This is a genomic window from Fundicoccus ignavus (assembly GCF_009659375.1).
Classification (GTDB): Bacteria; Bacillota; Bacilli; order Lactobacillales; family Aerococcaceae; genus Fundicoccus; species Fundicoccus ignavus.
This window is the reverse complement of sequence record NZ_WJQT01000009.1, coordinates 16073-42554: the sequence shown is the minus strand read 5'-3', so window position 1 is coordinate 42554 and position 26482 is coordinate 16073. Positions and strand designations below refer to the sequence as shown.

General features: G+C 38.2%; 21 protein-coding genes. 15 read left to right on the top strand and 6 right to left on the bottom strand.

The genetic code is table 11. The features are described 5' to 3' along the window. Window positions 1-68: 68 nt before the first annotated feature. Entirely contained in the window at window positions 69-899 is an 831-nt protein-coding gene (locus tag GF867_RS07445) for an NRDE family protein (protein WP_172973984.1), read from the top strand. Next, window positions 899-1888 carry an aromatic acid exporter family protein gene (locus GF867_RS14365; protein WP_153832479.1) on the top strand — a complete coding sequence of 330 codons (990 nt, stop codon included), beginning with the start codon at window positions 899-901 and terminating at the stop codon, window positions 1886-1888. Before GF867_RS07445 ends, GF867_RS14365 begins: the two co-directional genes overlap by 1 nt. 1397 nt (window positions 1889-3285) lie before the next feature. Here the strand turns inward: GF867_RS14365 and GF867_RS07435 are convergent. Further along, window positions 3286-3798 carry a helix-turn-helix transcriptional regulator gene (locus GF867_RS07435; protein WP_172973983.1) on the bottom strand — a complete coding sequence of 171 codons (513 nt, stop codon included), beginning with the start codon at window positions 3796-3798 and terminating at the stop codon, window positions 3286-3288. Between the two features lie 684 nt (window positions 3799-4482). On the opposite strand from GF867_RS07435, the gene GF867_RS07430 reads away from it, so the two are divergent. The 3 genes from GF867_RS07430 to GF867_RS07420 all read left to right on the top strand — a co-directional run bounded on the left by GF867_RS07430 (window position 4483) and on the right by GF867_RS07420 (window position 7573). Next, window positions 4483-4878 carry a lactococcin 972 family bacteriocin gene (locus GF867_RS07430; protein WP_153832477.1) on the top strand — a complete coding sequence of 132 codons (396 nt, stop codon included), beginning with the start codon at window positions 4483-4485 and terminating at the stop codon, window positions 4876-4878. 74 nt (window positions 4879-4952) lie between these two features. Then, complete coding sequence (locus tag GF867_RS07425; protein WP_153832476.1) at window positions 4953-6956, top strand: bacteriocin-associated integral membrane family protein; 2004 nt, start codon at window positions 4953-4955, stop codon at window positions 6954-6956. Further along, window positions 6950-7573 carry an ABC transporter ATP-binding protein gene (locus tag GF867_RS07420; protein ID WP_153832475.1) on the top strand — a complete coding sequence of 208 codons (624 nt, stop codon included), beginning with the start codon at window positions 6950-6952 and terminating at the stop codon, window positions 7571-7573. Before GF867_RS07425 ends, GF867_RS07420 begins: the two co-directional genes overlap by 7 nt. Window positions 7574-7883: 310 nt before the next feature. On the opposite strand, the gene GF867_RS07415 is transcribed toward GF867_RS07420, so the two are convergent. Further along, the gene (locus GF867_RS07415) at window positions 7884-8666 is read right to left on the bottom strand and encodes a thermonuclease family protein (RefSeq protein WP_153832474.1); all 783 of its coding nucleotides are present in this window, start codon (window positions 8664-8666) and stop codon (window positions 7884-7886) included. Between the two features lie 448 nt (window positions 8667-9114). Between GF867_RS07415 and GF867_RS07410 the strand changes: the two genes are divergently transcribed. Genes GF867_RS07410 through GF867_RS07400 form a run of 3 tightly spaced genes read left to right on the top strand, consistent with a single transcriptional unit; the run spans window position 9115 to window position 11216 of the window. Beyond that, window positions 9115-9588, top strand: a complete 474-nt coding sequence (locus GF867_RS07410; RefSeq protein WP_153832473.1) for an S-ribosylhomocysteine lyase — start codon at window positions 9115-9117, stop codon at window positions 9586-9588. A gap of 33 nt (window positions 9589-9621) precedes the next feature. After that, window positions 9622-10461, top strand: coding sequence for a MetQ/NlpA family ABC transporter substrate-binding protein (locus GF867_RS07405; RefSeq protein WP_153832472.1), 840 nt, complete (start codon window positions 9622-9624; stop codon window positions 10459-10461). Between the two features lie 5 nt (window positions 10462-10466). Beyond that, window positions 10467-11216 carry an SDR family NAD(P)-dependent oxidoreductase gene (locus GF867_RS07400; protein WP_153832471.1) on the top strand — a complete coding sequence of 250 codons (750 nt, stop codon included), beginning with the start codon at window positions 10467-10469 and terminating at the stop codon, window positions 11214-11216. 1090 nt (window positions 11217-12306) lie between these two features. Here the strand turns inward: GF867_RS07400 and GF867_RS07395 are convergent. Both GF867_RS07395 and GF867_RS07390 read right to left on the bottom strand, forming a co-directional pair. Beyond that, window positions 12307-13134: a VOC family protein gene (locus GF867_RS07395; protein ID WP_172973982.1), complete on the bottom strand. Its 828-nt coding sequence runs from the start codon at window positions 13132-13134 to the stop codon at window positions 12307-12309. A gap of 239 nt (window positions 13135-13373) precedes the next feature. Further along, entirely contained in the window at window positions 13374-14234 is an 861-nt protein-coding gene (locus GF867_RS07390) for a VOC family protein (protein WP_153832469.1), read from the bottom strand. A 770-nt stretch (window positions 14235-15004) separates the two neighbouring features. Between GF867_RS07390 and abc-f the strand changes: the two genes are divergently transcribed. After that, window positions 15005-16477 carry a ribosomal protection-like ABC-F family protein gene (gene abc-f, locus GF867_RS07385; RefSeq protein ID WP_153832468.1) on the top strand — a complete coding sequence of 491 codons (1473 nt, stop codon included), beginning with the start codon at window positions 15005-15007 and terminating at the stop codon, window positions 16475-16477. Between the two features lie 48 nt (window positions 16478-16525). On the opposite strand, the gene GF867_RS07380 is transcribed toward abc-f, so the two are convergent. Both GF867_RS07380 and GF867_RS07375 read right to left on the bottom strand, forming a co-directional pair. Next, on the bottom strand, window positions 16526-17395 hold the full coding sequence (locus GF867_RS07380; protein WP_153832467.1) for a hypothetical protein: 870 nt from the start codon (window positions 17393-17395) through the stop codon (window positions 16526-16528). 282 nt (window positions 17396-17677) lie between these two features. Further along, a complete protein-coding gene (locus GF867_RS07375) occupies window positions 17678-18997 on the bottom strand; it encodes an IS1380 family transposase (RefSeq protein ID WP_153832466.1) in 1320 nt (439 codons plus the stop codon). Between the two features lie 261 nt (window positions 18998-19258). Between GF867_RS07375 and GF867_RS07370 the strand changes: the two genes are divergently transcribed. The 6 genes from GF867_RS07370 (at window position 19259) to GF867_RS07345 (ending at window position 26128) form a co-directional block, all read left to right on the top strand. Next, on the top strand, window positions 19259-20740 hold the full coding sequence (locus GF867_RS07370; RefSeq protein WP_153832465.1) for an FAD/NAD(P)-binding protein: 1482 nt from the start codon (window positions 19259-19261) through the stop codon (window positions 20738-20740). Between the two features lie 70 nt (window positions 20741-20810). Continuing rightward, window positions 20811-21371, top strand: a complete 561-nt coding sequence (locus GF867_RS07365) for a LemA family protein (protein ID WP_153832464.1) — start codon at window positions 20811-20813, stop codon at window positions 21369-21371. A 644-nt stretch (window positions 21372-22015) separates the two neighbouring features. Continuing rightward, complete coding sequence (locus tag GF867_RS07360; RefSeq protein WP_153832463.1) at window positions 22016-22168, top strand: hypothetical protein; 153 nt, start codon at window positions 22016-22018, stop codon at window positions 22166-22168. A 595-nt stretch (window positions 22169-22763) separates the two neighbouring features. After that, a complete protein-coding gene (locus GF867_RS07355; protein WP_153832462.1) occupies window positions 22764-23525 on the top strand; it encodes a hypothetical protein in 762 nt (253 codons plus the stop codon). 18 nt (window positions 23526-23543) lie between these two features. Beyond that, window positions 23544-24626 (top strand): D-alanine--D-alanine ligase, encoded by a 1083-nt coding sequence (locus GF867_RS07350; RefSeq protein ID WP_153832461.1) that lies wholly within the window; start codon window positions 23544-23546, stop codon window positions 24624-24626. A gap of 98 nt (window positions 24627-24724) precedes the next feature. Beyond that, window positions 24725-26128, top strand: coding sequence for a UDP-N-acetylmuramoyl-tripeptide--D-alanyl-D-alanine ligase (locus GF867_RS07345; protein ID WP_153832460.1), 1404 nt, complete (start codon window positions 24725-24727; stop codon window positions 26126-26128). The last annotated feature ends 354 nt before the right edge of the window (window positions 26129-26482 follow it).

The following is a 26482-nucleotide window of genomic DNA, read 5'->3' as shown; positions in this document are numbered from 1 at the left end:
GGGGGGCTGAGTTATAGTGTATAATTTAGTTTGATTGAATTGAGAGAGGGGTGTGTGGGATGTGTTTAGTGACGTTTGCGCAGGGATTTCATTCGGATTATGCGTTGGTTTTGTTGGCGAATCGGGATGAGCGTTATGCGCGTCCGAGTGCTGCGATGCATTTCTGGGATGATTATCCGGAATTGTTAGCTGGGCGTGATTTAGAGTATGGTGGGACTTGGTTAGGTCTGACGCGTTCGGGGCGTTTTGCGACGTTGACGAATCATCCGTTCACGCAGTGGCAGCCTGTGGCTCCGGTGTCGCGGGGGCGTTTAGTGAGTGATTTTCTAAATGGTTCGGCTTCGGCGGAGGAGTATTTAGAAATGTTGCGTGAGTCGCGTTCGTCTTATGAGGGATATCATTTAATTTTCGGGTCTTTGACGGGGGAATTATGGGTGTATTCGAATGTGGAGGATCGTGTTGAGCGTTATCAACAGTCTGTGCACAGTGTTGGGAATACGTACGATGATTTGACCAAGCATAAAGAGATGCGGTCAATGGCCTTGCTGACGAATTATTTGGAGGCGACTAATGAGGGGGCTGCAGCGTCATCGCTTGAGGTGGATGATTTAGTGGCTTTATTCCAAGATGGTGTGCCGTCGGACAATTTGACGATTGTACCAACGGAGTTATCGTTAGAGGTAGCGCGACAGAATTCGTCGATATTTATTAAAGGTGATTATTTCGGGACGGTTGGTACGACAGTCATTTTAGTCGGGCATGATGGTTGGGTGACAACAAAGGAATTGCGTTATAATCAAGAAATGGTGATCGAAGTGACTGAAAAGAAATTTAAATTAGGATCGTGTGAGCAAAATATCTTACCGGTCGATTTTCCAACAAATGAGGTGACAGAGTAGTGAATATTGTCCAGAGAACGATCAAGATTGTATTAGCGGCTTTAGCTTCAATTTTGCTGGCTCAGGTATTGAATTTGCAGAATCCCTTGGCGGCTGGAATAGTGGCGATATTGAGTGTCTTGGATACGCGTAAAGCATCATTCAATACGGCGATTGCACGCTTTTTATCAACTTTATTGGCGTTTGCGATTGCGAGTGCAATCTTTTATTTCGTTGGCTTTAATTTGCTAGGCTTTGGTAGTTACTTGGCGCTGTATGTTCCCTTGGCGTATCGTCTACGTTTGCAAGATGGGATTGCGCCGTGTTCCGTTCTGGTCACGCATTTTATGTTGGCGGAAAGCATTGCTTGGCAATGGCAACTCAATGGCTTATTGTTGATGACGATTGGCGCGATGATGGCCTTAGTGTTTCATTTGTGGATGCCGTCTTATGCTAAACAGTTGGAACAGCTAAAAGAAGAAATCGAGAGTCAAATGCGTGATATATTGAAGATGATGGGTGACGCCTTAACTGAAAAGCCTGATCATTTTAATGAAATTCATCAAGGCTGTCGTTGGTTAAATCATTTGTTAACACAAATGAACGAGATTGCTTTGACGGAATATGATAATCAGTTGTTCCGTAATTCGGATTATTTCTTGAATTATATTACGATGCGTCGTGAACAAATCCGTATTATGCAACATATGATGGATATTCTACCAGACATTCATTTAGCTACTGAATCGAATGCGATTATGGCACAGTTATTCCATTTGACTGCTGATGAGTTTCACGAATTGAATACGGGGACAGAGTTGTTGGATAATATTTCGCAACTGTATCGTATTTTCCGAGATTCAGACTTACCTAAGAGTCGTGATGAGTTTGAAAGTCGTGCTTTATTATTCCAGATGTTAACGGATTTCGAACGTTTCTTGGAGGTCAAACGCAATTTCTTTGTGCATATGGATCCATCAACGTATCAGAATCGTTTTTCTCCTCGTTAATAAATTGAAATAGGTCACACAGCTTACTGCTTTTATTTTGCAGTCGGTTGTGTGACTTTTTTCGTGTATGGGTTTATAAGGTAAGGGGCGATTTAAGAGTGTTTATGCTGCGCTCAGCTTGTTGTTTATCCAAGGCGGTGGTCGCTTTCAAAACCTCACTGACGTTCGTGCTTTTCCAGCTCAATCGGCTAGGCTCTGTCTACTTCGCTGTGCTCAAAGTCAGAGCAAGCTACGCCGATTGCCCTTTGTACCGCTTTGGAAAACAAGTCGCTGAGCTACGTCAAGTATTCCAACAAAAATAAAGTTGTATTATCAAGTTAGAATTGCTAAATATAATTTCATGGCCTCGGAATAGACTGAGGGTTTCTAATTATTCTGTATCAGATGAATCAATGAAGGTAGAAGTGGACTAGTCACTATTATATTTTAATGAGATAAAGAAACGTTCATCAAGATTAGTTGGGATCATGTTCCGTTCTCTTGTCTGTTTATATTCGTTTTGAATATAGCTAAAACCCATACTTTTGAGCTTTTGGTCCACAATATTCAGCTTGTATTGATTGATCAATTAGTTACCAAATACTTACTTGATATATCATATTTTCTAGCTAATACTCGAGCACCCATAGTTCCTTGTAGATACTCTTGGGCTATCATAAGTTTGAAATCAACTGAATATTTTTCGATATACAAAATAATCCCCAAAGGTTAGATTTTTCACTCTAACTTTTGGGGATCAGTACAAAATGTAGCCTATACATTCGTTGCACTCTTACTGCTCATGTTGATCATTCATGAAACGAAATGACGGATGAACGCATTTGTGTAAGTTACTTACTGCAAAATTTCAACACGATAATATTATCGCTAAGATTAGCATTTGATCTGACTGTCCGGTTGTGTTTGTCGCCTGTGAAGTCCTTGGCTGTGCGTCGTTTGCTCTTTGTACCGCGCTCAGCAAAACTGTATGTTGAACGTAGCTGGTGGGGTGGTGAGGCTGACGCCAAGAAAGCCAGGCTTAAGTTAGTGGTATTACTGGTTTCTGCTGCTAGTACCAAGGGTATTCGGAAAGCTTTCGACCGTCACCAGGAGAGTTTGTATATTTTAAACGTTGGCAGTTTCTGGATATTTATTGCTAGACTATTTGAATAGAGAGGACAATCAAGAGGACCGTTAACGTTTTTTCGTTCGACGTGCTGAATAAAATCATGATAATCAGTTGCGTGACCTTACTGCGAAGGGGGTAGAAGCCTGCAAATATGTGACAAATTTTTGATTGATAAGGAGATTTAGGTACTCTTAGCATGCATAGAAAACGCCTCGCGTCATAAATGTGTATTAGTACTACAAATTTTAGCGTGTTTAATAGGATTATCGCCCCTATATCAAAAGTTTACTCAGATAAATCCTTCTGAATATAAAACAATCATGAATAAGATCAATACAATAAATAATGATACATAAATATTGAATGAATTTTCTTTCTTTTGGATTATTTTTATGATTCCATATACTGTGTGAAATCCAGAAACACTAATTAAAACCAGCAAAATCCAAGTTAAATATCCGTGCTCGGCTTCAAAAAAACCCTTTTGAATTAGAGCGATTAAGCTGATGAAAAGTAAAATAAAGAATAAAAATAGCACACTAGCAATATTAATGAATTGATTTACGTGTTCCTTTTTTTGAGAAGTCGAGTCTTTATGACGAACTGGTGGAAATGATGAGAAGTATGTCGGAAATTTTTGAGATAGAACTTTTATAGAATTAAAATCTGGGGTTGCCAAATTGCGCTCCCACTTAGAAATAGTTTGTCTCGATACAAGGAGCAATTCTGCTAAATCTTGTTGGGTAAGATTTTCTTCACTTCTGATTTTTTTAATTATTAAGTGAAAACCAAATTCATCCATCGACATTTCTCCTCTCCTATTTTGTAACATTATTATAACATGGTTCAGTTTTATTTTCATTACTGATAGAGATCCAAAATTTCAAAGTTTGGTTTTGTAAGATTAGTAACGTGCTAATATCATCTAGTTAAAGAATTACCTTGATATTCAGTTTGTTTCTTTGTGAGGAGAAAACTAAATGTCAAAGTTTTAATAAGCTTTTCATTGTGTAGAAAATGCTTGATGAAACATCTAGGATGCGCAGCCAAATTCAATAAGTGAAATAGGTCCTTTGAATTAGCAAATCATTTCTTCCCATTTAAGGAGTTAATTGAAGATGTGTTTTTGATAAAGTCAAAAAATTCCACTGGATAAATCCATTTCGTTTTTGAACACAAAAGTTGCCATCTCAACCAAGAGTAAGCAGATGGATTTTTTGTGTGGGAGAGGCTGTTCCTATAGAATTTTACCTTAATCCGAAACGTGCCAAACTCAAACCAGAGACCATCCAAGCAGTTTTTCACCCTTCACCCTTCACCCTTCTCACGTCTCAATCTCTGATAACTATTAGGCTAATTTAGTGGTGTTAATCAAAATTGCGATTGTTTTTTCGCTTTGTAAACCAAAGTTAACATAATGCTACTATTTTTTTCTTTATTATTTTTCGCAATGTTTAATAATTAAAGTATCAAATTAAAGGAAGTGATGTCATTGAAAAAAATGTTACTGTCGCTGATAGCTATTGGAACAATTGGTCAAACATTTTTACATGAAAGTTCTATATTTGCAGAGGTTCCCGAAGAAGCTTATGAAGCCACTTACGAAGGAGGTTCTGTAGATGTCATCTATGAACCAGGAGAAAACAATTTGATTCAGATTAAACCTTTTGCTTATGAGAGTGTTGGGGGTGGCCAGTGGTATCATGGTGTCAATGGAACTAAAGTATATTCTGAATATCTGCACAATGGAAAGAAACATAGTGCTACTGCGAAAAATGGGAATGGAGTAGGTAAACGTGATATTCAAGAACTTGGCGTTTGGGCAACCTCATATGTGAATGCTACGCTCACAGGAAATAAGGCATACTGGGACGCTTGGTAGAACCAATTATCTTTTCAATAAAAGGTTAGAATTAAACTTCTAGTCTTTTATTATTTTATGTGAGAGGTGCGAAGATGAATATACTTAGAAATCTAATCGTTTTTTTTACTGCAGGTACGTTAGCTTTAATATTGGCTGTCTATTTTACTGGAGAGACCCTAGATGATTATTTATACAAAGGTTCTCAAGAATTACATTACATTTATGATACTAATGATTTTAACGTGAATGATTACATTGACAAAATTAATGGCACTGGAGAAATTATTTCTCAATACAACTATACAAGTGAAGATAGTTTAATAATTTACACGACAAAGCCAGAAGAGTTCAAAGAAATTCCTGATACGTACCTTAATATTACCGTTAAAAAATTTGAGTATTTAGTAAATTCTGGTGTATCAACGACATTATATACAAAAGGGGATAATAAAAAACTCATAAGTATTTTGAATGAGTATGGCGATGTTTTTTTTACGGATATTAATAAAGGTAATATTTATAAGTCGAGTAAAGGCTACATGATTATTTTCTTATTGTCTTTTGGGCTGTTTGTATATTTATTACGCCTGCATGTTAAAACGTTGAGTAGACAATTATTGGTACAGCAGCTATTTGGTGTTGAAAAATGGACCTTAATAAAATATTATTTTCGAAGAATACTTTTTCTAGCTATATTGAGCTTATTCGGTGGATCATTAGGTATGTTCTTATCATCTTTTATTGGTTACTCGATTAAGTGGAGCTATACTACCAACATTTTTCTAACCCTATTTCTTTTAATAGGTGTAATCATATTTTTATATTTTTCATTCGTTTTGTTCGAATATAAAAACGTAAAGTATAAGGAGAAAAGTAGAAAGAAGTTTTATCCGATTATCCACGTAAGCCTACTTACAATTAGTTTATTTGCTTATTTTGTATATATTCAAGATATAAACCAAAGGATTATTTATTTGACGGAGAACAGTGACTATTTGGAAACATGGAATAACACCGAAAATATATTTAAAACAAATATTACGAATCAATTAGATAGAAGTAATGAAATTGAGGAGTTGAATTATCAGAAAAAAGCCAAGAAATTTTATGATTTAGTCTCCAAGAAGAAAGAGACATTTATTGTTGATTCATACAATTTCATGTATATAAATGATCCATCTGAAAACAAACCACTTTACGTTGGGTCTTTGGTAACTGAAAAAAATGATCAGAATTATATTACAAGTCCCTCAGGAAATTCAATCACTGTTGACAAAAATTACTTAGAGTTAAATCCGATTAAAACAATTGAGTCAATGAACTTTAGTGAAGAAAGTTACGAAGGTACAATCTATTTAATAATACCAGAAAAGTATATTGCATTAGAAAATGAAATCATTAAAAATTATACTTATGATTTAAAGTGGAGATTGGAGGACGATGGTAATTCTATAACTCCAGAATTCAAAGTAATTCATTCAAAAAATAATCAAGAATATTTTACTTATAACTCTCTTACTGGAGATCCTTCAAACGGAAATAAGATTACGGATCCTATAGTTGTAGTATTAAATGAAAATACTACAACTAATTTATTCTGGGGAAATATTTTTGTTTCTGATGGTGGTTTTTTTTATAAAGTTAACGAAAATGAAAAATTTTCAGCCTATGAAGCTATTAGCGAAGAATTAAACTTATCAGGTTTGTCAGGAATTTTAAATTTCTCTATTTCGGTATATGACGAAAGAGGAATGTTAATAAATGGTATAGAGATGGAAACTGTTAATAATTTATTAATTATATTGTTTTTAACATGCTTAATTGCATACACATTAAATCATATCATAGCGGTTATGTTTGAGAGGAATTCGAAAAAGATTTATATAAAATATACCTTCGGTTACTCGTATCTTGATATTTTTCTTGATGTGGCTTTCACTCCAGTTTTTATAATATTTACAGTTTATTTGTCCGTTCAAATTTTAAGATACAGAACTGTAAACAATTTTATTCTTCTATTGATGGTAATACTATCTATTGTTGAATATTACTTTTTAAGCAAAAATTTCATTTTGGAGGGAAGAAAATCATGGTGAAACTATCAGCAAATGGTTTATATAAAACAATAGGTGAGAAGATAATATGTTCAAACTTTTCTATCACAATAAATCCAAATGATTTTATTGTAATAACAGGGAAAAGTGGATCGGGCAAGACAAGCTTATTAAATATTCTTGGATTATTAGATACCCCAGATAAAGGATCAATCGCCTATAACAACACTGTTTTAAAAAAGAAAAAAGATATTCAATTTGCGAGAAGAAATATTATTGGTTATATATTTCAAAATAATTTGCTAATTGATGAAAAGACAGTAAAGGAAAACTTCTCATTTATTTTAAGTAAAAACAATTCCATAGAATCTTACGTGAAGGCTTTGAAAAGAGTGGGACTTTCAGAAATATTTTTAGATCAAAAGGTATTTTCTTTAAGTGCAGGTCAACAGCAAAAAGTGGCTTTAGCTAGAACGCTATTGAAAAATAATGAAATAATATTTGCTGACGAACCGACTGGGAATTTAGATGATGAAAATGCACTTTTAATAATAAAAGTGCTGAAAGAGTGGAGTTTAGAAAAAGATAATTCCGTTGTTCTAGTTACCCATAATAAGGATTTTATCGAATTTGCGACCAAGCATATTCAATTAGCGTAGAAAACTTGATTTGAATGGATGTGAGTTTTGAATTATTTGATTTCGCAACACTTTTAGAAAAATTCTTTTAAGTTCGATAACTTCTGATATGACGTCATATTCTGTGTTTGTGAACTACCGCGTTTTGGTTGGTGGACACTCTAGCCGATTGAGCTGGAGAAGCCCTCAAAAACGTGAGGCTTTGAAAGCGACCGCCGCCTTGAAAAACACTAAGCTGAGCGAAGCACAAAGCTTGATAAATCAACATACAATTTATAATCTCTTATACTATACCCCCCACCTACACAAATGCAGGTGGGATAAAGCTTGATTATTTTTCATAACCGCAGAGTTCGTAGCCTTGTTTGATAGCGGCTTTAAGTGTCATTGACTCGATATGATTGGCTTTTCGTAAGCCACGACAATCGTCATCGAGGTGGTACTTGCTACCAGATAAGGGTGCGATATAGACTGTGGCTTCAGCATTAATCTTAGTATCAGCTTGACCAGCCTCTGTTGTAACATTCTGTTCAGTTTCATTAGCTGTTTCAAAGGCGCTCGGTAAACTCCAAATTCCTAAGCCTTCGCTTAACGCATAGTCACGTGCTTTTTCAAGGCTATCGAGATAACGGGTATTGGGCGGGTAGACATAGGCAACGTCGGCTAAGCCTTCTGCGACTAATATTTCTTGGACGAGGATGTCGTCTGCCCAAATATAAATTAGATCGCGTTGGTATTTATCTTTACGGGAGCCGATATCATATTCGATGTAAAGTTGGTCGGCTTCGTCTAAAATTTCGGCCAGTCTTTCTTTAGCTTCATCCGCAAAAGGTTGCTTTCCAGTTTGTGGGTGACGCAATTCGGGTGTATCGATTAACAAGAAGCGGCCTTTTATTTCTTGGTCGCTCCCCTCTGGATTTATAAAGTAGGCGGTATCGCCGTCGACGACTTTGCTGAGTTCTACTTCGATTAGGTCGGAAGCTGTGAGTGGTTGGGCGAGCCAAGTGTAATCACCAACTGCGGGTGGGGTCGTATTTTGGCTGGGGTGGGCTTGGACGGTGCTGAATGGCCCAATGAAAAAACTGATAATGAGAGTGGTGAATAAATGTTTCATGGATCTCCTCCTATAGAACTATCCTAACCTTTTTCAGTTCGAATGGCAAAGTGGGTATTGGGAAAAACTCAATGCGGGCATTCGGAATGAGAAACTTCTCATTTATTCTCATTGAGTTATAATGAATTTGGTGAGAGAGTTAAATATTGCATAGTGATGAGAAGAGATGCAAGCGAAATTGAGTAGAGAGCCTCGGTTGGTGAAAAGAGGTCAAGGGAGCTTGCTGAAGATGAACTCATGCGCTCTAGAAGGTTCACGCTTTCTAGACGGTAGCAACCGATATATTGCATACTTCTTGTGAAGTAAGTGAGTGACTGTTTGTGAGAGCAGTCTAAACTAGGGTGGTAACACGAATGAATCGTCCCTTTGTTGTATTCAATGGAATATGACGGAGGGGCTTTTTGTGTTGCTGCGAGTTGAAAATTAATAGTAGAAGGAGTTTAAGCAAATGGAAAAGATACCAAGTTTTACAATTAATCATTTAACATTAAATCCGGGGGTGTACATATCGCGCCGTGATCAGGTGGGGGATCGTGAGTTAATTTCTTATGATTTGCGTTTTACAGCACCGAACATTGAACCGGTCATGAACACATCTGAGATGCATACAATTGAACATCTTGGGGCAACATTTTTACGCAATGACCCTGAGTTTAAAGATGACATTATCTATTTCGGACCGATGGGCTGTCGTACTGGGTTTTACTTAATCGTTAAAGATGGGATTCCAGCTGAGGATTTCTTAGCTTTGCTTGAGAGAACCTTTGCGTTTATTGCGGATTACGAAGGTGAGATTCCTGGGGCAACAGCGCGTGATTGTGGCAATTATTTGGATCAGAATTTACCGATGGCCAAGTATTTCGCGAAGCGTTATCACCGTGTCTTAAGCAAAATCGAGGATTTGAGTTTTAGTTATGAGTAAACGACACAAATTGACAAAATATGAGGAGTGATCATGTTGAAAAAATGGTTCAAGAAAGTTGTTCTAGCGAGTGTGAGTTTATCGGCGGTCATTAGTATAGGTGTAGGTGCGACAAGTGCGGCTGCTCAAACGTTGGTAAAGATTGGTGTTGTAGGCGATTCTGAGAATGTTATCTGGGACGTTGTGCAAGAAAACTTAGGTGAAGAGATCGAGATTGAATTGGTCAGTTTTTCAGATGGCATCTTTGCCAATAGTGCTTTGGCAGATGGTGATTTAGATTTGACAGCCTTTCAACATAACGCTTTTCTACAACAAGAAATTTCAGATAAAGGTTATGCGTTCGAAGCCATTGCGGATACTTATGTAAGTCCGCTCAATATTTACTCAGAGAATATTACGGATATTTCAGAGTTGAAAGCAGGCGACACCATTCTAATTCCAGACAACGCGACCAATCGTGGGCGAGCTTTAATTGTGTTGGACCGTGCCGGTTTACTGACGGTTGATCCGGAAAAAGGCAATTCTCCGGATGTAACGGATATTATTGATAATCCACTAGGACTGGAAATTGTTGAATCAGATCCAGCGATTATACTACAGGCTTTACCTGATGTAGCGGCGGGAATCACCAATAGTAACTTAGCTTTAGACTTTGGTTTGAATCCGGTTGAAGATGCGATTTTCTCTTTAGAATTAGATCCTCAATCGGAAGACATTTTACCTTACGTGAACATTATTGTAGCACGTACAGAAGATCAGGATAATGCAGTCTATCAAGAAATCGTAGCGGCTTATCACCAGCAGAATGTGGCGGACTTCATTCTTGAACATTACGAACAAGTCAATATTCCTGTTTTCGAAGTGAAAGAGTGAGCGCCATGACTCAACGATTAATTCTTGTAACAGGTGGTGCTTCAGGAATTGGGAAAGCATGTGTAGAGCGTTTTTCAGCGGACGGTGACCACGTAATTAGTGTAGATTTGCAGCATGAAATGACTTCAGTAAATCCGCAAGTCTTTCAAGAAGTCTTTGATTTGACACAATTGGATGAAATAGTATCTTGGGTGTCTTCGCTAGTCGAGCGTTATGGCTTGCCGGATGTGATTGTCAATAGTGCAGGTATCTCGCGCATGAATTTTCTCATCGATAGTCCAGTCGATGAATGGGAGGCGATCTTTAAGCTAAATGTGTTTGCGGTAGCGCAACTGAGCCGTGCATTTGCGAACGCTTGGCTGGGGATCGGTTCACCTGGCCGTATTATCAACATTGCTTCTCAGGCAGGCAAGAATGGTTACCGTGGCTTGGGAGCTTATGTGGCCTCTAAGCATGCGGTAATCGGGCTCACGAAAACAGCAGCAGTTGAATTGGCACATCATAATATTCTGGTCAATGCCGTTTGCCCAGGTATTGTTGAAACGCCCATGAAGCATCGCGAACGTATTGATGGCGGGGCTTTGCGTGGCTTGACGGCTGACGAAATCCTAGCTGAGGATATTTCTCAAGTCCCACTGGGCCGTACAGCCCAACCAAGTGATGTTGCCAACGTTGTGCATTTCCTGGCGTCCCAAGCTGCTGACTACATGACTGGCCAAGCCATCAATGTTACAGGCGGCATGACCATGCATTAACTTAATCGAGAGGCTGGAGGCTCCAATGTGTCGACTGGCGAATTGAGTCGACACATTGGCAGTCTAACCAGTCGACTCAAATATTGAGTTGGCACATTGGACTTGGAAAAGCATAAAAATGATGGTTAACAATTAGAATAATTACAAAATATGCCTGTATTTACTAGGAATTCTAATGATTAGCTATGATCACTGTCCCAATGTGTCAACTGGCGAATTGAGTCGACACATTGGCAGTCTAACCAGTCGACTCAAATATTGAGTTGGCACATTAGACTTGAAAAAGCATAAAAATGATGGTTAACGCTCAGAATAATTACAAAATATGCCTGTATTTACCAGGAATTCTAATGATTAGCTATGATTACTGCGTCAATGTGTCAACTGGCGAATTGAGTCGACACATTGGCAGTCTAACCAGTCGACTCAAATATTGAGTTGGCACATTAGACTTGAAAAAGCATAAAAATGATGGTTAACGCTCAGAATAATTACAAAATATGCCTGTATTTACCAGGAATTCTAATGATTAGCTATGATTACTGCGTCAATGTGTCAACTGGCGAATTGAGTCGACACATTGGCAGTCTAACCAGTCGACTCAAATATTGAGTTGGCACATTAGACTTGAAAAAGCATAAAAATGATGGTTAACGCTCAGAATAATTACAAAATATGCCTGTATTTACTGAAAAATCTAATGATTAGCTATGATTACTGCGCCAATGTGTCAACTGGCGAATTGAGTCGACACATTGGCAGTCTAACCAGTCGACTCAAAGTTTGAGTTGGCACATTAGACTGTTTAAATCAAACAAGCATCTAGCCTCCACTAGCCTTTAATGTTTGTCGGCTTCTGCCAAGCAGCAGAAGCCCACTGACCGAAATATTTAAGGAGCTACAATCTTAGCGCAATCTATCATCTAAAGTCACACAGCATCCAAACACGTAAGGTGTGCCGCCCAAGAGTCGGCACGATTATAGGCCTTGAATCACACAAATGCTGCTTGCATAATTTTCAGCAAACAGAAATAAGCCCAGTCATCAATTAAGTGACTGGGCTTTCGCATTTTTGCGTGATAGTATAGGCTTATTTTAAGACAATCACTTTAAGACCAGAATTGTCATACATGGTCAATGCGTCGTCTGTTTCTTCATACGCGAGTTCGTAGCTATCGAGTTGCTCGGTAATGTAAGAAATATCTTCAGGACTAGCTGCTTGCCAAATAGTCGCGCGCAAGCCTTGTTGTTCTTCTGTTGGTGCAAGGGCACCTTCACTGACCCAGATGTTCGTACCAAGATAGTGATGGTAGTCGCCTGTCGCAAAGAAAGCTGTATCGGTAGCGGGTGCGGCAGTTTGGCCGAGACCTAACACTTCGCCATAAAACCATTCCGTATCGGTAATGTTGTTAACGCTCAAATGGAAGTGTCCCATTTTGACACTATCGCTCATGCCACTGAATTCGCTCTCGCGTTGTAATAAAAATTTCGTGATATCTAAAGGTTCGCTACCGCCATTTTTATAGCCATTTTCGTCTACGCGCCAGATGGTAGGGGCCGTGTCGAGATAGATTTCGATATTATTGCCTTCTGTGTCACCAAGATAGGCCGCTTGACTATAGTTATGGTGCGAGTAACCTTGCATTGGAGCGCGATTTTCCAATAAATGAGCGAGCACTGTACCGAATTCAACTTCAGAATCATAAAGGAAAGCACCGTGGTACAAGCCGGTCGTCGATTCGCGGCGCGGGCTCGTCGCCTGGAAGAGCTCCAAGAGAATGTCGCCATCTGGTGTACCTAAAGCGTAATAACCATCGTCCTCGTTACTGTCAATCAAGCTCATGCCCATTAAATCCATGTAGAAATCAGCTAAGCTTGTCGGATCGAGTGCGTTCAGTTGGTAGCCGACAGGCGTCAAGCCTGTTTCTTGGGCTTGTCGCTGGGCGTGTTCTTCAGGACTTAAGTCGAGTAGCGTTGACGCTTCAGCGGCGTCGCTACTTTGCGCCGAGACAGAGGCGGGCATCATCGGTAGAGCTGCTAGCACGAGTAGGCTAAGCAGTACTTTTTTGAGATTAGTCATGTGGGTTCCTTTCTATATTAAAAGGCACATAGCCGGCCTAGTTTATAGGTCGGCTAAATGCGTGGAGTTTTGAGGTCCTATTTTGTCAGGTTTACGATTGTTTGTAGGCCTGAGTTGTCCTTGAAGACTAATTGTGAACCTGAATTTTCGAACGGGATGTTGTGTGCTGTTAGGCGTTCTACTACATAGTCGTAGTCTGTTTGGTTACCTTCCCATACTGATGCGCGTAAGCCTTGTTGGTCTAATGATGCGGGTCCTGGTAAGTTGCTACCTTTCCATAGGTTTGCGCCTAAGTGATGGTGGTAGTCGCCAGATGCCATAAAGATTGCTTGTCCCATTGGGTATTTGAAGCCTAAGCCTAATACGTCTAAATAGAAGTCGCGTGTTTCGTCTAGGTTACCAACGTGTAAGTGTAAATGCTCCATTGTTGTACCATTTGGCATGCCGTCGAATGTTTGGCTAGCGTTTTTAACAACGTCTTCAACGTCCATTTGTTCAACGATGCCACCGATTAGGCCGTCTTCGTGGATATCCCACTCGCTTTGGTCTTTGTCAGCGTAGATTTCGATTCCGTTTCCTTCAGGGTCGTCCATGTACAATGCGTTACTGTAACCGTGGTTTGATGCACCCGTTAAAGGAACTTGGTTACGAACGAAGTGTAATAGGATGGTGCCTAAGTCTGCTTTAGTTGGTAGCAAGAAAGCCATGTGGTAAAGTCCAGTAGAGCGTACTTCTTCGCGTGTTGTTGTTGGGAAGATTTCTAATAACACTTTTTGGTTAGGTGTTCCTAATACGTAATGGCCATTATCCTCGCTGATTAAAGTTAAACCGATCACGTCTTGGTAGTAGCCCGCTAAGTTTGCTGAATCTAGCGCGTTGATTTGGACTGCTGAAGTCACTAAGTTTGTTTTTGATTGTGTAATAGGATTGACTGTCATAATAAATTCCTCCAAATAGTATGATTATTTTTTTAATTTGAGTTATCATTCAAATGAATATCATAATAATAACGTGAATTTGAATGAGTGTCAACACTTTATTCCAAATTAAGTCTATTTGATTTTGGAATATCAGGTTTCATTCTATTGGAATATTATTCTAGCGAAAATTTGAATAATCGCCTTTATCAATTATTTATTACCTGAATAATTCATACTTTTAAATATTGAGTTATTTTAGTCGTTATTTTTCAATTTTGGATCGTATTATTGAAACTTACATAAAGTATAGATATAGATCCAAAAAACGAAATTTATACTAATTACCGCTCAAACTTAAGCTAGACACCACAAAAAACAATAAAGAAATTTTTAATAAAATTATGATTATCAGTTATACTTTCCATACTATCTGCTTCAACAAGATAATTTTCATAAAAATTGACAATGACTTTTATGCATGTTATTTTAAAGCTATAGATACAAAAGGAAGTGTACAGGTGATAGCATCCATGAAATTACGCAAATAAATGGCAATAGAAAACAGGCTCAATTTTCTAAATGAAATTGGCTTCTTTGTCATGCGTAACAATCTTATCGTGCGAAACCTATAAAAGAATACCCATCTGAACACAGGAGGGGTCTCTTTTCAGTACGCTTAAAATAAGACAAACCATGCAGATTGAAGCCGGCTAGACTTCGACCTGTATTTTTTATTGCCCAAAATCAAGTTAATACAAATGGACAAATAAAATACAGGAGATGAGTAAATGAACCAATTAGTTATTGAACTCAAAAATATAGAAAAAAGTTATCAGAATAAAGACATTTTACAAATAGAGAATCTAAAAGTATATGAAAATCAAAAAATCGGAATAGTCGGTCGAAATGGTGAAGGCAAGAGCACCTTATTAAAACTAATTTCAGGTGAAATAAAACCAGATATCGGTGAAATAAACACCAAAATAGATTTTCAATATTACCGTCAAATCGAATCCGAAATCCAACCAGATTTCACAAAAATAGATGCGGAATATCTTTCACGACTGAATGTGCCGGAACATAATATTCAACATTTTAGTGGAGGCGAACAGACAAGAATGCGGTTAGCCGAGTATTTCTCTATCTATCACTTTGGCTTGATGATGGATGAGCCAACAACACATTTGGATCGAGAAGGGATTCAGTTTCTGGTGGACCAGTTGAAATACTACTATGGCACCTTAATCGTAGTGAGTCACGACCGCTACTTTTTAGATGAAGTTGTTGATATAATTTGGGAAATTCATGAGGGTAAAATCACAGTGTATAACGGTAATTATTCAGATTATCAGGTACAGAAAGAACAAGAACGAATTGAGCAAGAAAATGCCTATGAGAATTTTTTAAAAGAAAAGAACCGCTTAGAAAAAGCCGCGAAAGTTAAACAGGCTCAAGCGGATAAGCTGAATCAAGTCAGTACAAAACAGAAAAACAAAGCCGTCAACCCAGGTAGACTAGGCTCTTCCAAACAAAAAGATACGGTACAAAAGGCAGCACATAAAGCCGCAAAAGCAATTGAAAAAAGAGTTGAGCAATTAGATGAGGTCGATCAGCTACAAACGGACAAAATAATTCAGTTTCCAACACCTAAACTACTTGAAATCCATAATGACTTTCCGATTATGGGGCAGGATGTGACCATTAAAAAAAGTGACAAAGTTCTCTTTCATGAAATGAATTTCCAGTTTCCGCTTGGAAAACGAATTGGTATCGTGGGACCAAATGGATCTGGGAAATCGACACTGCTTCAACATATTCTAGAAGAAGGTAGTGGGATAACGCTCTCTAAGAAAGTCGTCTTTTCAACTTATAAACAGATGGCTTATCAATTGAGTGGAGAAAAATCAATGGTAGATTATTTGATGGAGGATACCGAGTTTACAGAACCAATTGTTCGGAGTGTATTAAATAATTTAGGATTTAATCAAGGGGAAGTATCCACAAAAGCGATTAGCGATTTAAGTGGTGGGGAAGCGACCCGTTTAGTTATCGCAAAACTCTTCACGGATCCAAGTAATGTCATGATCTTGGATGAGCCAACCAATTTTATAGATGTGCAAACAATTGAAGCTCTAGAAAACCTAATGAAGAGCTATAATGGAACAATTTTATTTACGTCACATGATCAATACTTTACGAAAAATATCGCTGAACAGATATGGGAAATTAACAATCAGAAATTAGAATTAATCGAATATTAAACAAAGAAGTCTCCTTCGTATCGAGGGAGACTTTTTTAGAGGTTAGTATTAACCTAATAATTGAATTTTTTTAATGGTTTCACTTTTACGTTTACGTAATATATTTTGAACGTCATCTACTTCATTATTCATGTCTTCGAGCATGGCAATATTTCTACGGATGGTATCGCGAGTATTCCAATCAGAAAAAATATTATCGAAGAAAATATCAAATGCACGCGACATTTGGCTTAATTCTTCATAAGCGAGAGATGTCTCTAAATCAACATCTTTTAACTCTTTTTGATAACGCTCCAAAGCACGTTCTAAATAAGCCAACTCTTTTTCTGCTTTATCGATTTTGTCATATTTCATCAAGTCAATAAAAAAGCTATCTGTAAACATATCCCAAGTAGCCATTGAGTTCGCGGAATCTAATTCTTTTAAAACACCGTTAATTTCATCAAGAACTCGTTCACCAGCTTCAATCGCTTCATTGATTTCTTTTTCTTCTTGCTCTAACTCAAGCTTTTCTTTCTCTTGCTTCGTCACTTGTTCTCTGAAAGACGGATTCGATTGCATTAAGTCTTCACGTAATAGGTTTAACTCTTCCTCACGACGAAAAACTTCTTCATCCAGTATATCAAGCAGCTCATGTGCAGACTCTAATAGAGTCGCAGCTCTATCCAATTCAACTTTTGCGTTGACTTCTTCTTTCTTTTCTTTTTCCAACTTCTCATCATATGTACCTAAAATATTTTGAACAAATGTCGAAAGAGACTGCTTTTCTAACCGAGCAACATCTTTCTTTTCTTTGTGAAATTGGTCTAGCGCAAACTCATAGTTGCGGTATTTTTCCAAAAGGTGATCAGCTGCAGTTAACCTTTTCTTTAATAAACTTTTGAGTTCGATATCCAATTGTTCGTACTTTTGTAGCATATGATCCCTCCAATAATTTTTATCCGTTTTTATGTATACTTTATTATCTCACAGGAAGCGCTTTTTTACATCAGCCTAAAGAACCTGAATAACTCATACCTCTAATTTAAGAGGCTATTTTACAAAATTAATCTGTGTGTTGAGTATTTTTTTAACTTTGTAACTTAATTCGTTCAATTTTTACAATCTAGTTATTTCAAATGTGACTTTTTACTTTATGATTCCTAATTTTGCGCACACTTCTCCCTAGGTACGTATAACTTTTCAAAATATTAGAAGTTGTTAAATATATTGTCGAATCCGTCGGATTCGCCTAAAGATATTATAGAACTCTTCTTGATAAACATGGGAGCTAGACAACTTTAAATACATTTGTCTGGCGGTTCGTACTAATTTACCAGCGACTTTAAATAATCGAAATCGAATGGTATTCACTTGGAGTCCTCGCCACTTTTTATCAAAACAACAAGTCTTTAGGAAGTTGAAAAGATTATACGCTAGAACACTTACCATCATACGAGCGTAATTCTCAATGAAATGTGGACTATCTGTTTTATCAAAGAAGAAGCTATTTTTTGCTTCTTTAATATAGTTCTCCATTGTGCCGCGTTTCTTGTACGTTTCAAATACTCTTTTTGCGGAGATACTTTCTGAAAAACTTGTGACAATAAAAGCGTGACTGAAAAGTAATTCACCTGCTTCTCGAGTTGAACGAATACACACTCGACGCGGTTTAGACCAAGAAGCGGCTTGGTATGAAACAGAATGAAAATAAACTTCTTTTTCTTCCCAAGGATGGTTATCGTCATAAAATAAAAATTCTTCGGCTAAACGAGCTAAATTTCGATTGATTTTCAAACGAATGACATACTGATTATTAGACTTCTCACACAATTCATAAATATCAGGAGTGGCGAAGCCACTATCGCCACGAACTAAAATATCAGTCGTTGGAACCGCTTGGCTATAGTGATCTAACAACGGTTCAAGAAATTCTTTAACGCCATTCGAAGTATATTGATTGCCTGGACGAAGCTTAGCTTTTAAGAAATCACCCGTTAAGCCATCAAATGCGACTATAGGATGGTAACCCGTTGTTCCATAGTGGGCATTATAATCGGATAGCTCTTGGTTACCGAAGGTATCTGAATGCGTTGAGTCTAAATCAATGATCAGATTTGTATCGTTGCGAACTAAACGGGCTTGATCAATTAAAACTTGATTGAATTTCTGTAAATCTTCAATTGTCTCTTCAAATATCCGATTCCAGAATCGAGAGATCGTCGGTTGTGAAGCCAAAGGCTCGTCTGAGGCGAACGTTAATAGAACGGGATCATACTGTAAAATATCTGCAGAGGTGTCTGCTTTATAACCTGCATTTAGTTGAAGAATGAGCTGTTTTAGGATTTTAGGATTCGTATGTGTACAGTATTTTCGATCATCATTAAAAGTAATTATTTCTTCAGAGAGCTGAGTAAAATGGAAAGCATCCATCAACTCATCCATGAGGGTTAAACCAGAATCACTGGATAACTGACCACCATCATGAGAAACGATTAAACTATTGTTGAATTTTATGGTATTTTCTTGTAAAGTAACCATTGAGAGAGCCCCTTTCTGTGGTTGTTTGTAGTGAAGTAACCATATCAGAAAGGGGTTCTTTTTTCATCACCTAATGGGTGATGAAGCAAATAAATGTAAAAGCGATAAAGTCAACGTTGACAAAGATTTTTAGAAGAACTATGAATTATTCAGGTATTAATTTATTGTGTAAATAATCTTAAAAAAGGGTATGATTATCCTGAAGTAAGCAAGAACTTTTGCTTAAATATATCCATGGATATTTATTAAAGGAGCTACCATATGAAAGAAAAAGTTGCGGTAATTGGGATGGGGGTTAGTGGGGCTGGCGTATTGCTCGCTTATCAAAAAGAACTGCCTCAGCATCCAGAGGTACAAATTGAAATTACTTGCTTTGACGTGCCGGAAAGTTTTGGGCGCGGCAAACCTTTTCGGGAAAAATCTGAACATGCCTTAAATAATTCGCGTAGTCACACGATTAGTTATGATTATTCTCATGAAGAAGATTTTGTGGAATGGCTACAAGCACAAGGACTGATGGTTCCCGAATATGCGAGTCGCCGTCTATTCGGTGATTACTTGTACGACCGAACGCAAGCTCTAGTGAAAGAGTTACAAGTACAAGTTATTGAAACGAGTGTAGTGGCACTCGACTGGCTGCAGGATCTCCAGCAATGGCAGGTTCAAATTAAAGAGTCCAACGGTGAGGTAGCTTTTTATTACTATGATCGCGTGCATTTATGCTGTGGCGAGTTACCATCGACGGATATATATAATCTAAAAGGACACGTACGTTATATTCATGAACCGTATCCTTTGCAGCAGTTTTCAGAGCAAGGCCCCAAGGCCGGCGACCATGTGGCGGTCATCGGAACTGGTTTGTCAGCCTTAGACGTTTATAAATATCTCTACGATGAATGTGGGGTACGCGAGCTGGAGCTGTTTTCACGTTCAAATTATTTTCCAACGGTCCGCGGTCAAGAAGACCAAGCTTACAAGTGTCAACATCTGACGAAAGAAAGTGCCAAACAGCTAATGGCGCAACAAAACGGTAATTTTACTTTGGACAATTTCGACGAGATGTTGTCAAAGGAATTAGCAGAAGTAGGGATAGATTTTCAGTTATATAAGGAACGGTTTTTTCAACCGGGCATTAAAGGTGTGCTGGTTTCTTATCATAATCCAGATCTTGTGACGTTGATGCAGCATGTCATGTTACAGGCCTCGTCTATTTTGACTGAAGCTTGGCCAGCCATGAATGAACCGGATCGCCGTGAATTTAATGAAACTTACCATAAATTATTAGTCAATTTACGCAATCCAATGCCCAATGATTCCGCCGTTGAACTATTGAAGGGAGTCAAACAATCAGAAATTCGCGTCTTGGATGGCGTGGAGGAGATTGAAGCGCTGGAGCCATCGCCAGCTGGTGTGGGGCCGTATTTTGTCCTGAGGGGTGAAGGTTTGGAAGTAATGGTTGATTGGGTGGTCAATGCGACTGGGATGGATATGAGTTTGCGCGATGTCAGTGAATCTCCTTTGTTGCAGCATTTACTCTATCAGCGTATGGTGCAAGTGGATTCGGCAGGTGGCTTGAGTCTGAACTTCGAGACGCTGAACCTGCTGTCACCGCGTTTCGGTGAGTGGCCGACCTTGCATGGGCATGGTGTGCTGGTCGGTGGAGCCATTTATCAAAACAATTCCACTTTCAAAATACAAGCCCAAGCGCATCGCTTGGTCAAACGATTGTTAGCGGACCAATAGCGTTATATTTCACATCTGGCAGGCAATAGCTTATAATTGAAGTAACTAAATGTAAGGAAGGTGAAATATCATGTTAACTGCACTTATCATTCTTGGAGTCCTTGTGGTAATCGCATTTGTATGGATTTCGATTTATAACAGTTTAATTAAGTTACGCACATGGGCTGAAGGAAGTTTTAGCCAAATTGACGTACAATTGCAAAGACGTAATGATTTAATCCCTAATATTGTTGAGACTGTCAAAGGTTATGCGAGTCATGAACGTGAAACACTCGAAGCTGTAACAGCAGCACGCCAACAAATTATGAATTTACCGGCAGATGCTACGCCTGAACAAATCAATGCAATGTCAAACCAGTTATCTGGTGCTTTGTCACGCTTATTAGCAGTGGCGGAAGCTTACCCAGATTTAAAAGCTAATACAAACTTCCAAGAATTACAACGTACGTTGGAAGACACTGAGAATAAAATCGCAACAGCACGTCAGTTGTACAACTCAAGTATTCAACAATACAACCAACGTGTTCAAACAATCCCAACTAACATTGTGGCGGGTGTCCATGGTTTTACGGTTAAACCTTACTTGGAAACGCCAGAAACGGCTCGCCAAGCACCACAAGTTCAGTTTTAATTCTTTGACACTATTGTCAAAGGTCGATTGATTGAATGAGAAATTTTGTCAAGGCTCCAGTCTACGCGCATCTTGCGAGTGGGCTGGAGTTTTTGTGTTGTTATAAGCAATTGTCTGCTTATAGATGGTTTAATTGGCATAGGGCTTCGTTCGCCGTGTGGTTTTGCCATGTCGGTGGTCGCTTCCGAAGCCTTCGCTGTTGCTCAGGCCTTTACAGCTCAATCGGCTAGGCTCTGTCTACTGCGCTTTGCTCATAGTCAGAGCAAGCCATTCTATTAGTAGCGATGGATTGCCCTTTGTACCGCTATGGGCAAACCTACTCTGTGAGCGAAACTAGTTGGTGTAAATAAAAGTCTTGAAATATTATAGAAGAAAGCAAATCTTAAATGCCTAATTGTTAGGCTTGATATAGCTAGAGAGTGTGTTATTAGCGGTCTTGGGTTTAAGTTCTTGCTTGAACTAAGGAGGAGAGTAAAAGGAGTGTCGGCTAACCGACCAACACGCTTTAAATGTCTTGAGGTTCTAATATAATCGTCGTGGACCGTGAGATACGCCACTGCCTGGTTTTTTTTGTAAAAGGATGAGTTGGATGCTAGTTATTTTACGGTATCGTGTTCTAGTTAGAAAAAGTGGAGCACGATTCAGTGGTAATCATGTCTCAGTATGGAAAAGTGGAGCACGATTCAGTGGTAATCATGTCCCAGTTTGAAAAAGTGGAGCACGATTCAGTGGTAATCATGTCCCAGTTTGAAAAAGTGGAGCACGATTCAGTGTTAATCATGTTCCAGTTAGAATAAGTGGAGCACGATTCAGTGGTAATCATGTTCTAGTTTGAAAAAGTGGAGCACGATTCAGTGGTAATCATGTCCCAGTATGGAAAAGTGGAGCACGATTCAGTGTTAATCATGTTCCAGTTTGAAGAAGTGGAGCACGATTGTCTTGTGATTATCTCTTAGATTTTTCCTGTCAATCTGCTAGGCGCTGATTTGTTGAATAATATTGTGGCATTATCTTAATTTGTGTAACAATGTCCGATAATTCCCCCAAGCAGTCTAAACTAGCGTATAATAGGATTAGAGAACGTAAAGACTAGACTACAATATGCTACCAACCATTTATAAGTACCAAGCATCGTGATTTTTAGTGTCTAGATTTTAAAGGACACAGTTGGCGTAAAGTTAGCTAAAATTAACGTCCTAAAATCTGTAGTAGAAATGTAATAAATTTCAATCAGCTAAGTCTTTAAATTAAGACTTAAAAAGAGTAAAATGGGGTCTAATGATAAAAAGTACACTGAATTTTTTTATTTTTTAAGTATAAGTGTTGACATAATTTATTAATCGAATATTTGGTTAGCAGTCAGCACAATGATTTGATGAAAGGAGGAAAGAAATGGGTCGAATTAATTTGTATGTCCACTACGATTCGGTAACGAACCACATTATGACACGTGCGATTTCGTTGCGAAGTTCAGATTTTAATGAACAGTATATGCCGACGAACTTGATTCTAGGCGAAGCGCCCCCTGAGTTTGGACGCTTTGATGCTCAGACGAACTTTAAAATTTTACGTGGTCATACAGAAGTTTACGATTATATGGAAATGTGTCGTAAAGAAAATATTCGAATGTCAAATTGGATTGACTTTGAAAGTATCGAGTTAATGCATCAGTTATCGCCGACAGAAATTTCGGAATTATTGTATTTATTTCATGCGCATAAAACCTTAAGATCGGCATTTTTCTACAAGTTACAGAATAACTATGTCTTTTTAACTTTGCCGAATGGCTTAAATAAGATGTATTATCGTCATGTGACTCATTTCTATCTTCGTTTCCAACGAGTGATTCAAGAAGAAACATCGAAACTTGTTAATGAAGGTAAATCACGTTTCTTTGGTAAGAAACTTGTCGTAGCAAGTTTACCAACAGTAATTGTGGAACAACTAAGTCCTTTATTTGCGAGTGGCATTAAAATTAACTATTCACAGGCAGAACAGCGCGAACATACTTGGCGCATTCCGCTGATGATTATTGAAGATGAATTGACGTTATTGTCGCAAAATCAAGCCTTAAATGAGTCTGTAGGTGTGTTAATATATGACACACAAGGACAAACTTGGCAATTAGAACTATTAATAGATTTGGAAAGTTAGAACCGGGAGGATTACAGAATGAAAATCACGCTATTATACGGAGGGCAAAGTGCAGAACATGATATATCAATTATATCTGCACACAGTATTTGCCAAGCCATTATGTACAATTACTATCAAGTACAACCGATTTATATTACGAAAACAGGGCAATGGTTAAAAGCACCTTTACTTGAAGGGCCCAGCACAAGTCCAGAACAATTAACACTAACAGCTGGCGATACAGCTCATTGGGCCTCAGTACCTGACGAAGTATCGAGCGGAGTCGTTATTAATCCGGGCGAAATAAAAGTCGAAGGCGAAGAAACGATTGTCTTTCCAGTATTACACGGTCCGAATGGTGAAGATGGAACGATTCAAGGCTTCTTAGAAGTGCTTGGTTTACCGTATGTCGGTGCGGGCGTGACTGCGAGTGCGAACGGCATGGATAAGATTATTAGTAAACGTCTATTTGATAATAGCAATATTCCTCAAGTACCTTATGAGGCTTTTGATAAGCGCGAATGGCGTGAAAGTTCAGAAGAGCTTATTCAGAAATGTGAAGGGAGTTTACTTTACCCATTATTTGTTAAACCCGCTAACATGGGTTCAAGTGTTGGGATTAGTAAAGTTTCTGATCGTCAAGAACTAGCTGAAGCAATTGAAGTCGCGTTGAAATACGACCGTCGGATTGTTGTTGAACAAGGTATTACTGCAGATGAGTGTGAAGTGGCAGTTCTTGGGAATGACGATGCACATGTCAGTGAAGTTGGAAAACTCTTAAAAGAATCAGAGTTTTATGATTATGATGAGAAATACATTAACAATCAAGTTATAATGCAAATTCCAGCTGACTTACCAGAAGCAGTTTCTGAGAAAATTCAAGATTATGCCTTGAAAGCTTATCGTGCGATTGATGGTAGTGGCTTATCACGTGTTGACTTTTTCGTGACAAGCAGTTACGACGTATATATCAACGAAATTAATACAATGCCAGGCTTCACACCTTACAGTATGTATCCAAATTTATGGAAAGCCACTGGATTAAATACGCGCGATTTAATTGAAGAACTTTTACAATTAGCATTACGTCGTTTCAATGCCAAGCAAGAACTGAATTAATTAGTTAAGCGATTTAACAATCGAACTTCAAAGATCCGGCGCCTGTCCTTGAACGACGGGCGCTTTTGGCGAAATACAGAAAGAAATAAGGTGGAAAAATGAAAGCAATCAAATTAATGGACGTGGTTAAACATGTTAACGCAATTGACTACACAGCAATTGACCGCACAATTTCAGTGACGAATGTTGAATTCGATGCGCGTAAAATTCAACCTGGCGGCTTATTTATTCCGTTAGTCGGCGGCTCAACGGATGGGCATAGCTATATTCAACAAGCCATTGATAATGGTGCAACAGCAACTTTATGGTCACGCGATCAATCTGAAGCACCCTCAGATCAACTAGCGGTAGTTTTTGTAGATGATACATTAGAAGCTTTCCAGAAATTAGCTCACTTTTACCGCAATGAAATTAATCCAGTCGTTATAGGGATTACTGGAAGTAATGGTAAAACAACCGCTAAAGATATGACAGCTTCTACATTAAAGGCCAAATATAATGTGCATAAAACAGAAGGTAATTACAATAATGAAATCGGCTTACCTTATACATTGTTACATATGCCAGAAGACACGCAAGTATGTGTGGTTGAAATGGGTATGAGTGGCTTTGGTGAAATTGAACAATTGTCTAAAATTGCGCGTCCGGATATTGCGGTCATTACTTTAATTGGTGAAAGCCATTTAGAATTTTTAGGTAGCCGTGCAGGCATTGCGCAAGCTAAATTAGAAATTTTAAAAGGTTTGAAAGAAAATGGTATCTTCATTTATCCAGCTAATGAACCATTAATTGAGACTGAAATGCCTGAAATTAACTATCCAATTTATATGCGTAGTTTTGGCTTTGATGATCAAGCTGATGTTTTCGCTTATGACTTAGCCGAAGAACCTGATAAGACATACTTCAAAACGAATATTGATGACAATGTCATTAGCATGATTCCTGTTATCGGCGCTTACAATGTGTCGAATGCATTAGTTGCTTTGAGTATTGCTGAAGTGTTAGATGTGCCAAGTGAACAAGCAATTTTCCAATTAGCACAATTTAAATTAACTGCCAACCGACTACAATGGTTGAAAACACATCAAGGAGCGCGTTTATTAAATGATGCGTATAATGCTAGCCCAACTTCAATGAATGCTGTTTTAACAACGTTATCTAACATTGAATTAGAAGGCGTGGATAGAAAAATTGCGGTACTAGGTGATATTCGCGAATTAGGTAATATGAGTGAACAATTACACCGAGAGTTAAGTCATTCAATTGACCCGACTATCATTGATAAAGTTTACTTATTCGGTTCACAAATGACTTATTTATATGATGAATTAAAAGGAAAGTTTGCTGCAGAAGATTTAGTACATATCGAAGCGGACCACGCAGAATTAATTGCGACTTTACAAGCAGATATTCTTGCGACCGATGTTTTATTAGTGAAATCAAGCTTTGGTGTTGATTTACTACAAGTTGTTACAGCTTTGACTGGACAAGTGACTAAATAATTGTTAAGATAGAGTTCTATGTTTGAAGCAAGTTTTCAAACATGTTACACTACTATAGAAGTTAACAAAGTATCATTTAGTCATCCAATTATTAAAATTGCACTTTGACCGCATGACACGCTACCTAGCTATTCGCTAAGTAGGTTACTGTCATCGCGGTTTTTTCGTTGAGAACGATTGCCCACTAAAGCTTGCCTCGAGTGTTTTGAGGAAGTATTCTAGCGGGATGATATTTGTATTAGAAGCGCACAGGGGTTGAGGCTGCATCTAGTACACTGAATTATGCCAGAGCATAATCACGACACGATGCATCACTTTCCTTGTGAGAGATATAGTCGGACTGAATTACACTTC

Coding starts and splice junctions, on each gene's coding strand:
- GF867_RS07355 (WP_153832462.1), top strand. CDS start 22,764: ATGGGTCGAATTAATTTGTATGTCCACTACGATTCGGTAACGAACCAC.
- GF867_RS07420 (WP_153832475.1), top strand. CDS start 6,950: ATGGTGAAACTATCAGCAAATGGTTTATATAAAACAATAGGTGAGAAG.
- abc-f (WP_153832468.1), top strand. CDS start 15,005: ATGAACCAATTAGTTATTGAACTCAAAAATATAGAAAAAAGTTATCAG.
- GF867_RS07410 (WP_153832473.1), top strand. CDS start 9,115: ATGGAAAAGATACCAAGTTTTACAATTAATCATTTAACATTAAATCCG.
- GF867_RS07350 (WP_153832461.1), top strand. CDS start 23,544: ATGAAAATCACGCTATTATACGGAGGGCAAAGTGCAGAACATGATATA.
- GF867_RS07405 (WP_153832472.1), top strand. CDS start 9,622: ATGTTGAAAAAATGGTTCAAGAAAGTTGTTCTAGCGAGTGTGAGTTTA.
- GF867_RS07345 (WP_153832460.1), top strand. CDS start 24,725: ATGAAAGCAATCAAATTAATGGACGTGGTTAAACATGTTAACGCAATT.
- GF867_RS07400 (WP_153832471.1), top strand. CDS start 10,467: ATGACTCAACGATTAATTCTTGTAACAGGTGGTGCTTCAGGAATTGGG.
- GF867_RS07390 (WP_153832469.1), bottom strand. CDS start 14,234: ATGACAGTCAATCCTATTACACAATCAAAAACAAACTTAGTGACTTCA.
- GF867_RS07435 (WP_172973983.1), bottom strand. CDS start 3,798: ATGGATGAATTTGGTTTTCACTTAATAATTAAAAAAATCAGAAGTGAA.
- GF867_RS07415 (WP_153832474.1), bottom strand. CDS start 8,666: ATGAAACATTTATTCACCACTCTCATTATCAGTTTTTTCATTGGGCCA.
- GF867_RS07375 (WP_153832466.1), bottom strand. CDS start 18,997: ATGGTTACTTTACAAGAAAATACCATAAAATTCAACAATAGTTTAATC.
- GF867_RS07380 (WP_153832467.1), bottom strand. CDS start 17,395: ATGCTACAAAAGTACGAACAATTGGATATCGAACTCAAAAGTTTATTA.
- GF867_RS07370 (WP_153832465.1), top strand. CDS start 19,259: ATGAAAGAAAAAGTTGCGGTAATTGGGATGGGGGTTAGTGGGGCTGGC.
- GF867_RS07365 (WP_153832464.1), top strand. CDS start 20,811: ATGTTAACTGCACTTATCATTCTTGGAGTCCTTGTGGTAATCGCATTT.
- GF867_RS07425 (WP_153832476.1), top strand. CDS start 4,953: ATGAATATACTTAGAAATCTAATCGTTTTTTTTACTGCAGGTACGTTA.
- GF867_RS07430 (WP_153832477.1), top strand. CDS start 4,483: ATGTCATTGAAAAAAATGTTACTGTCGCTGATAGCTATTGGAACAATT.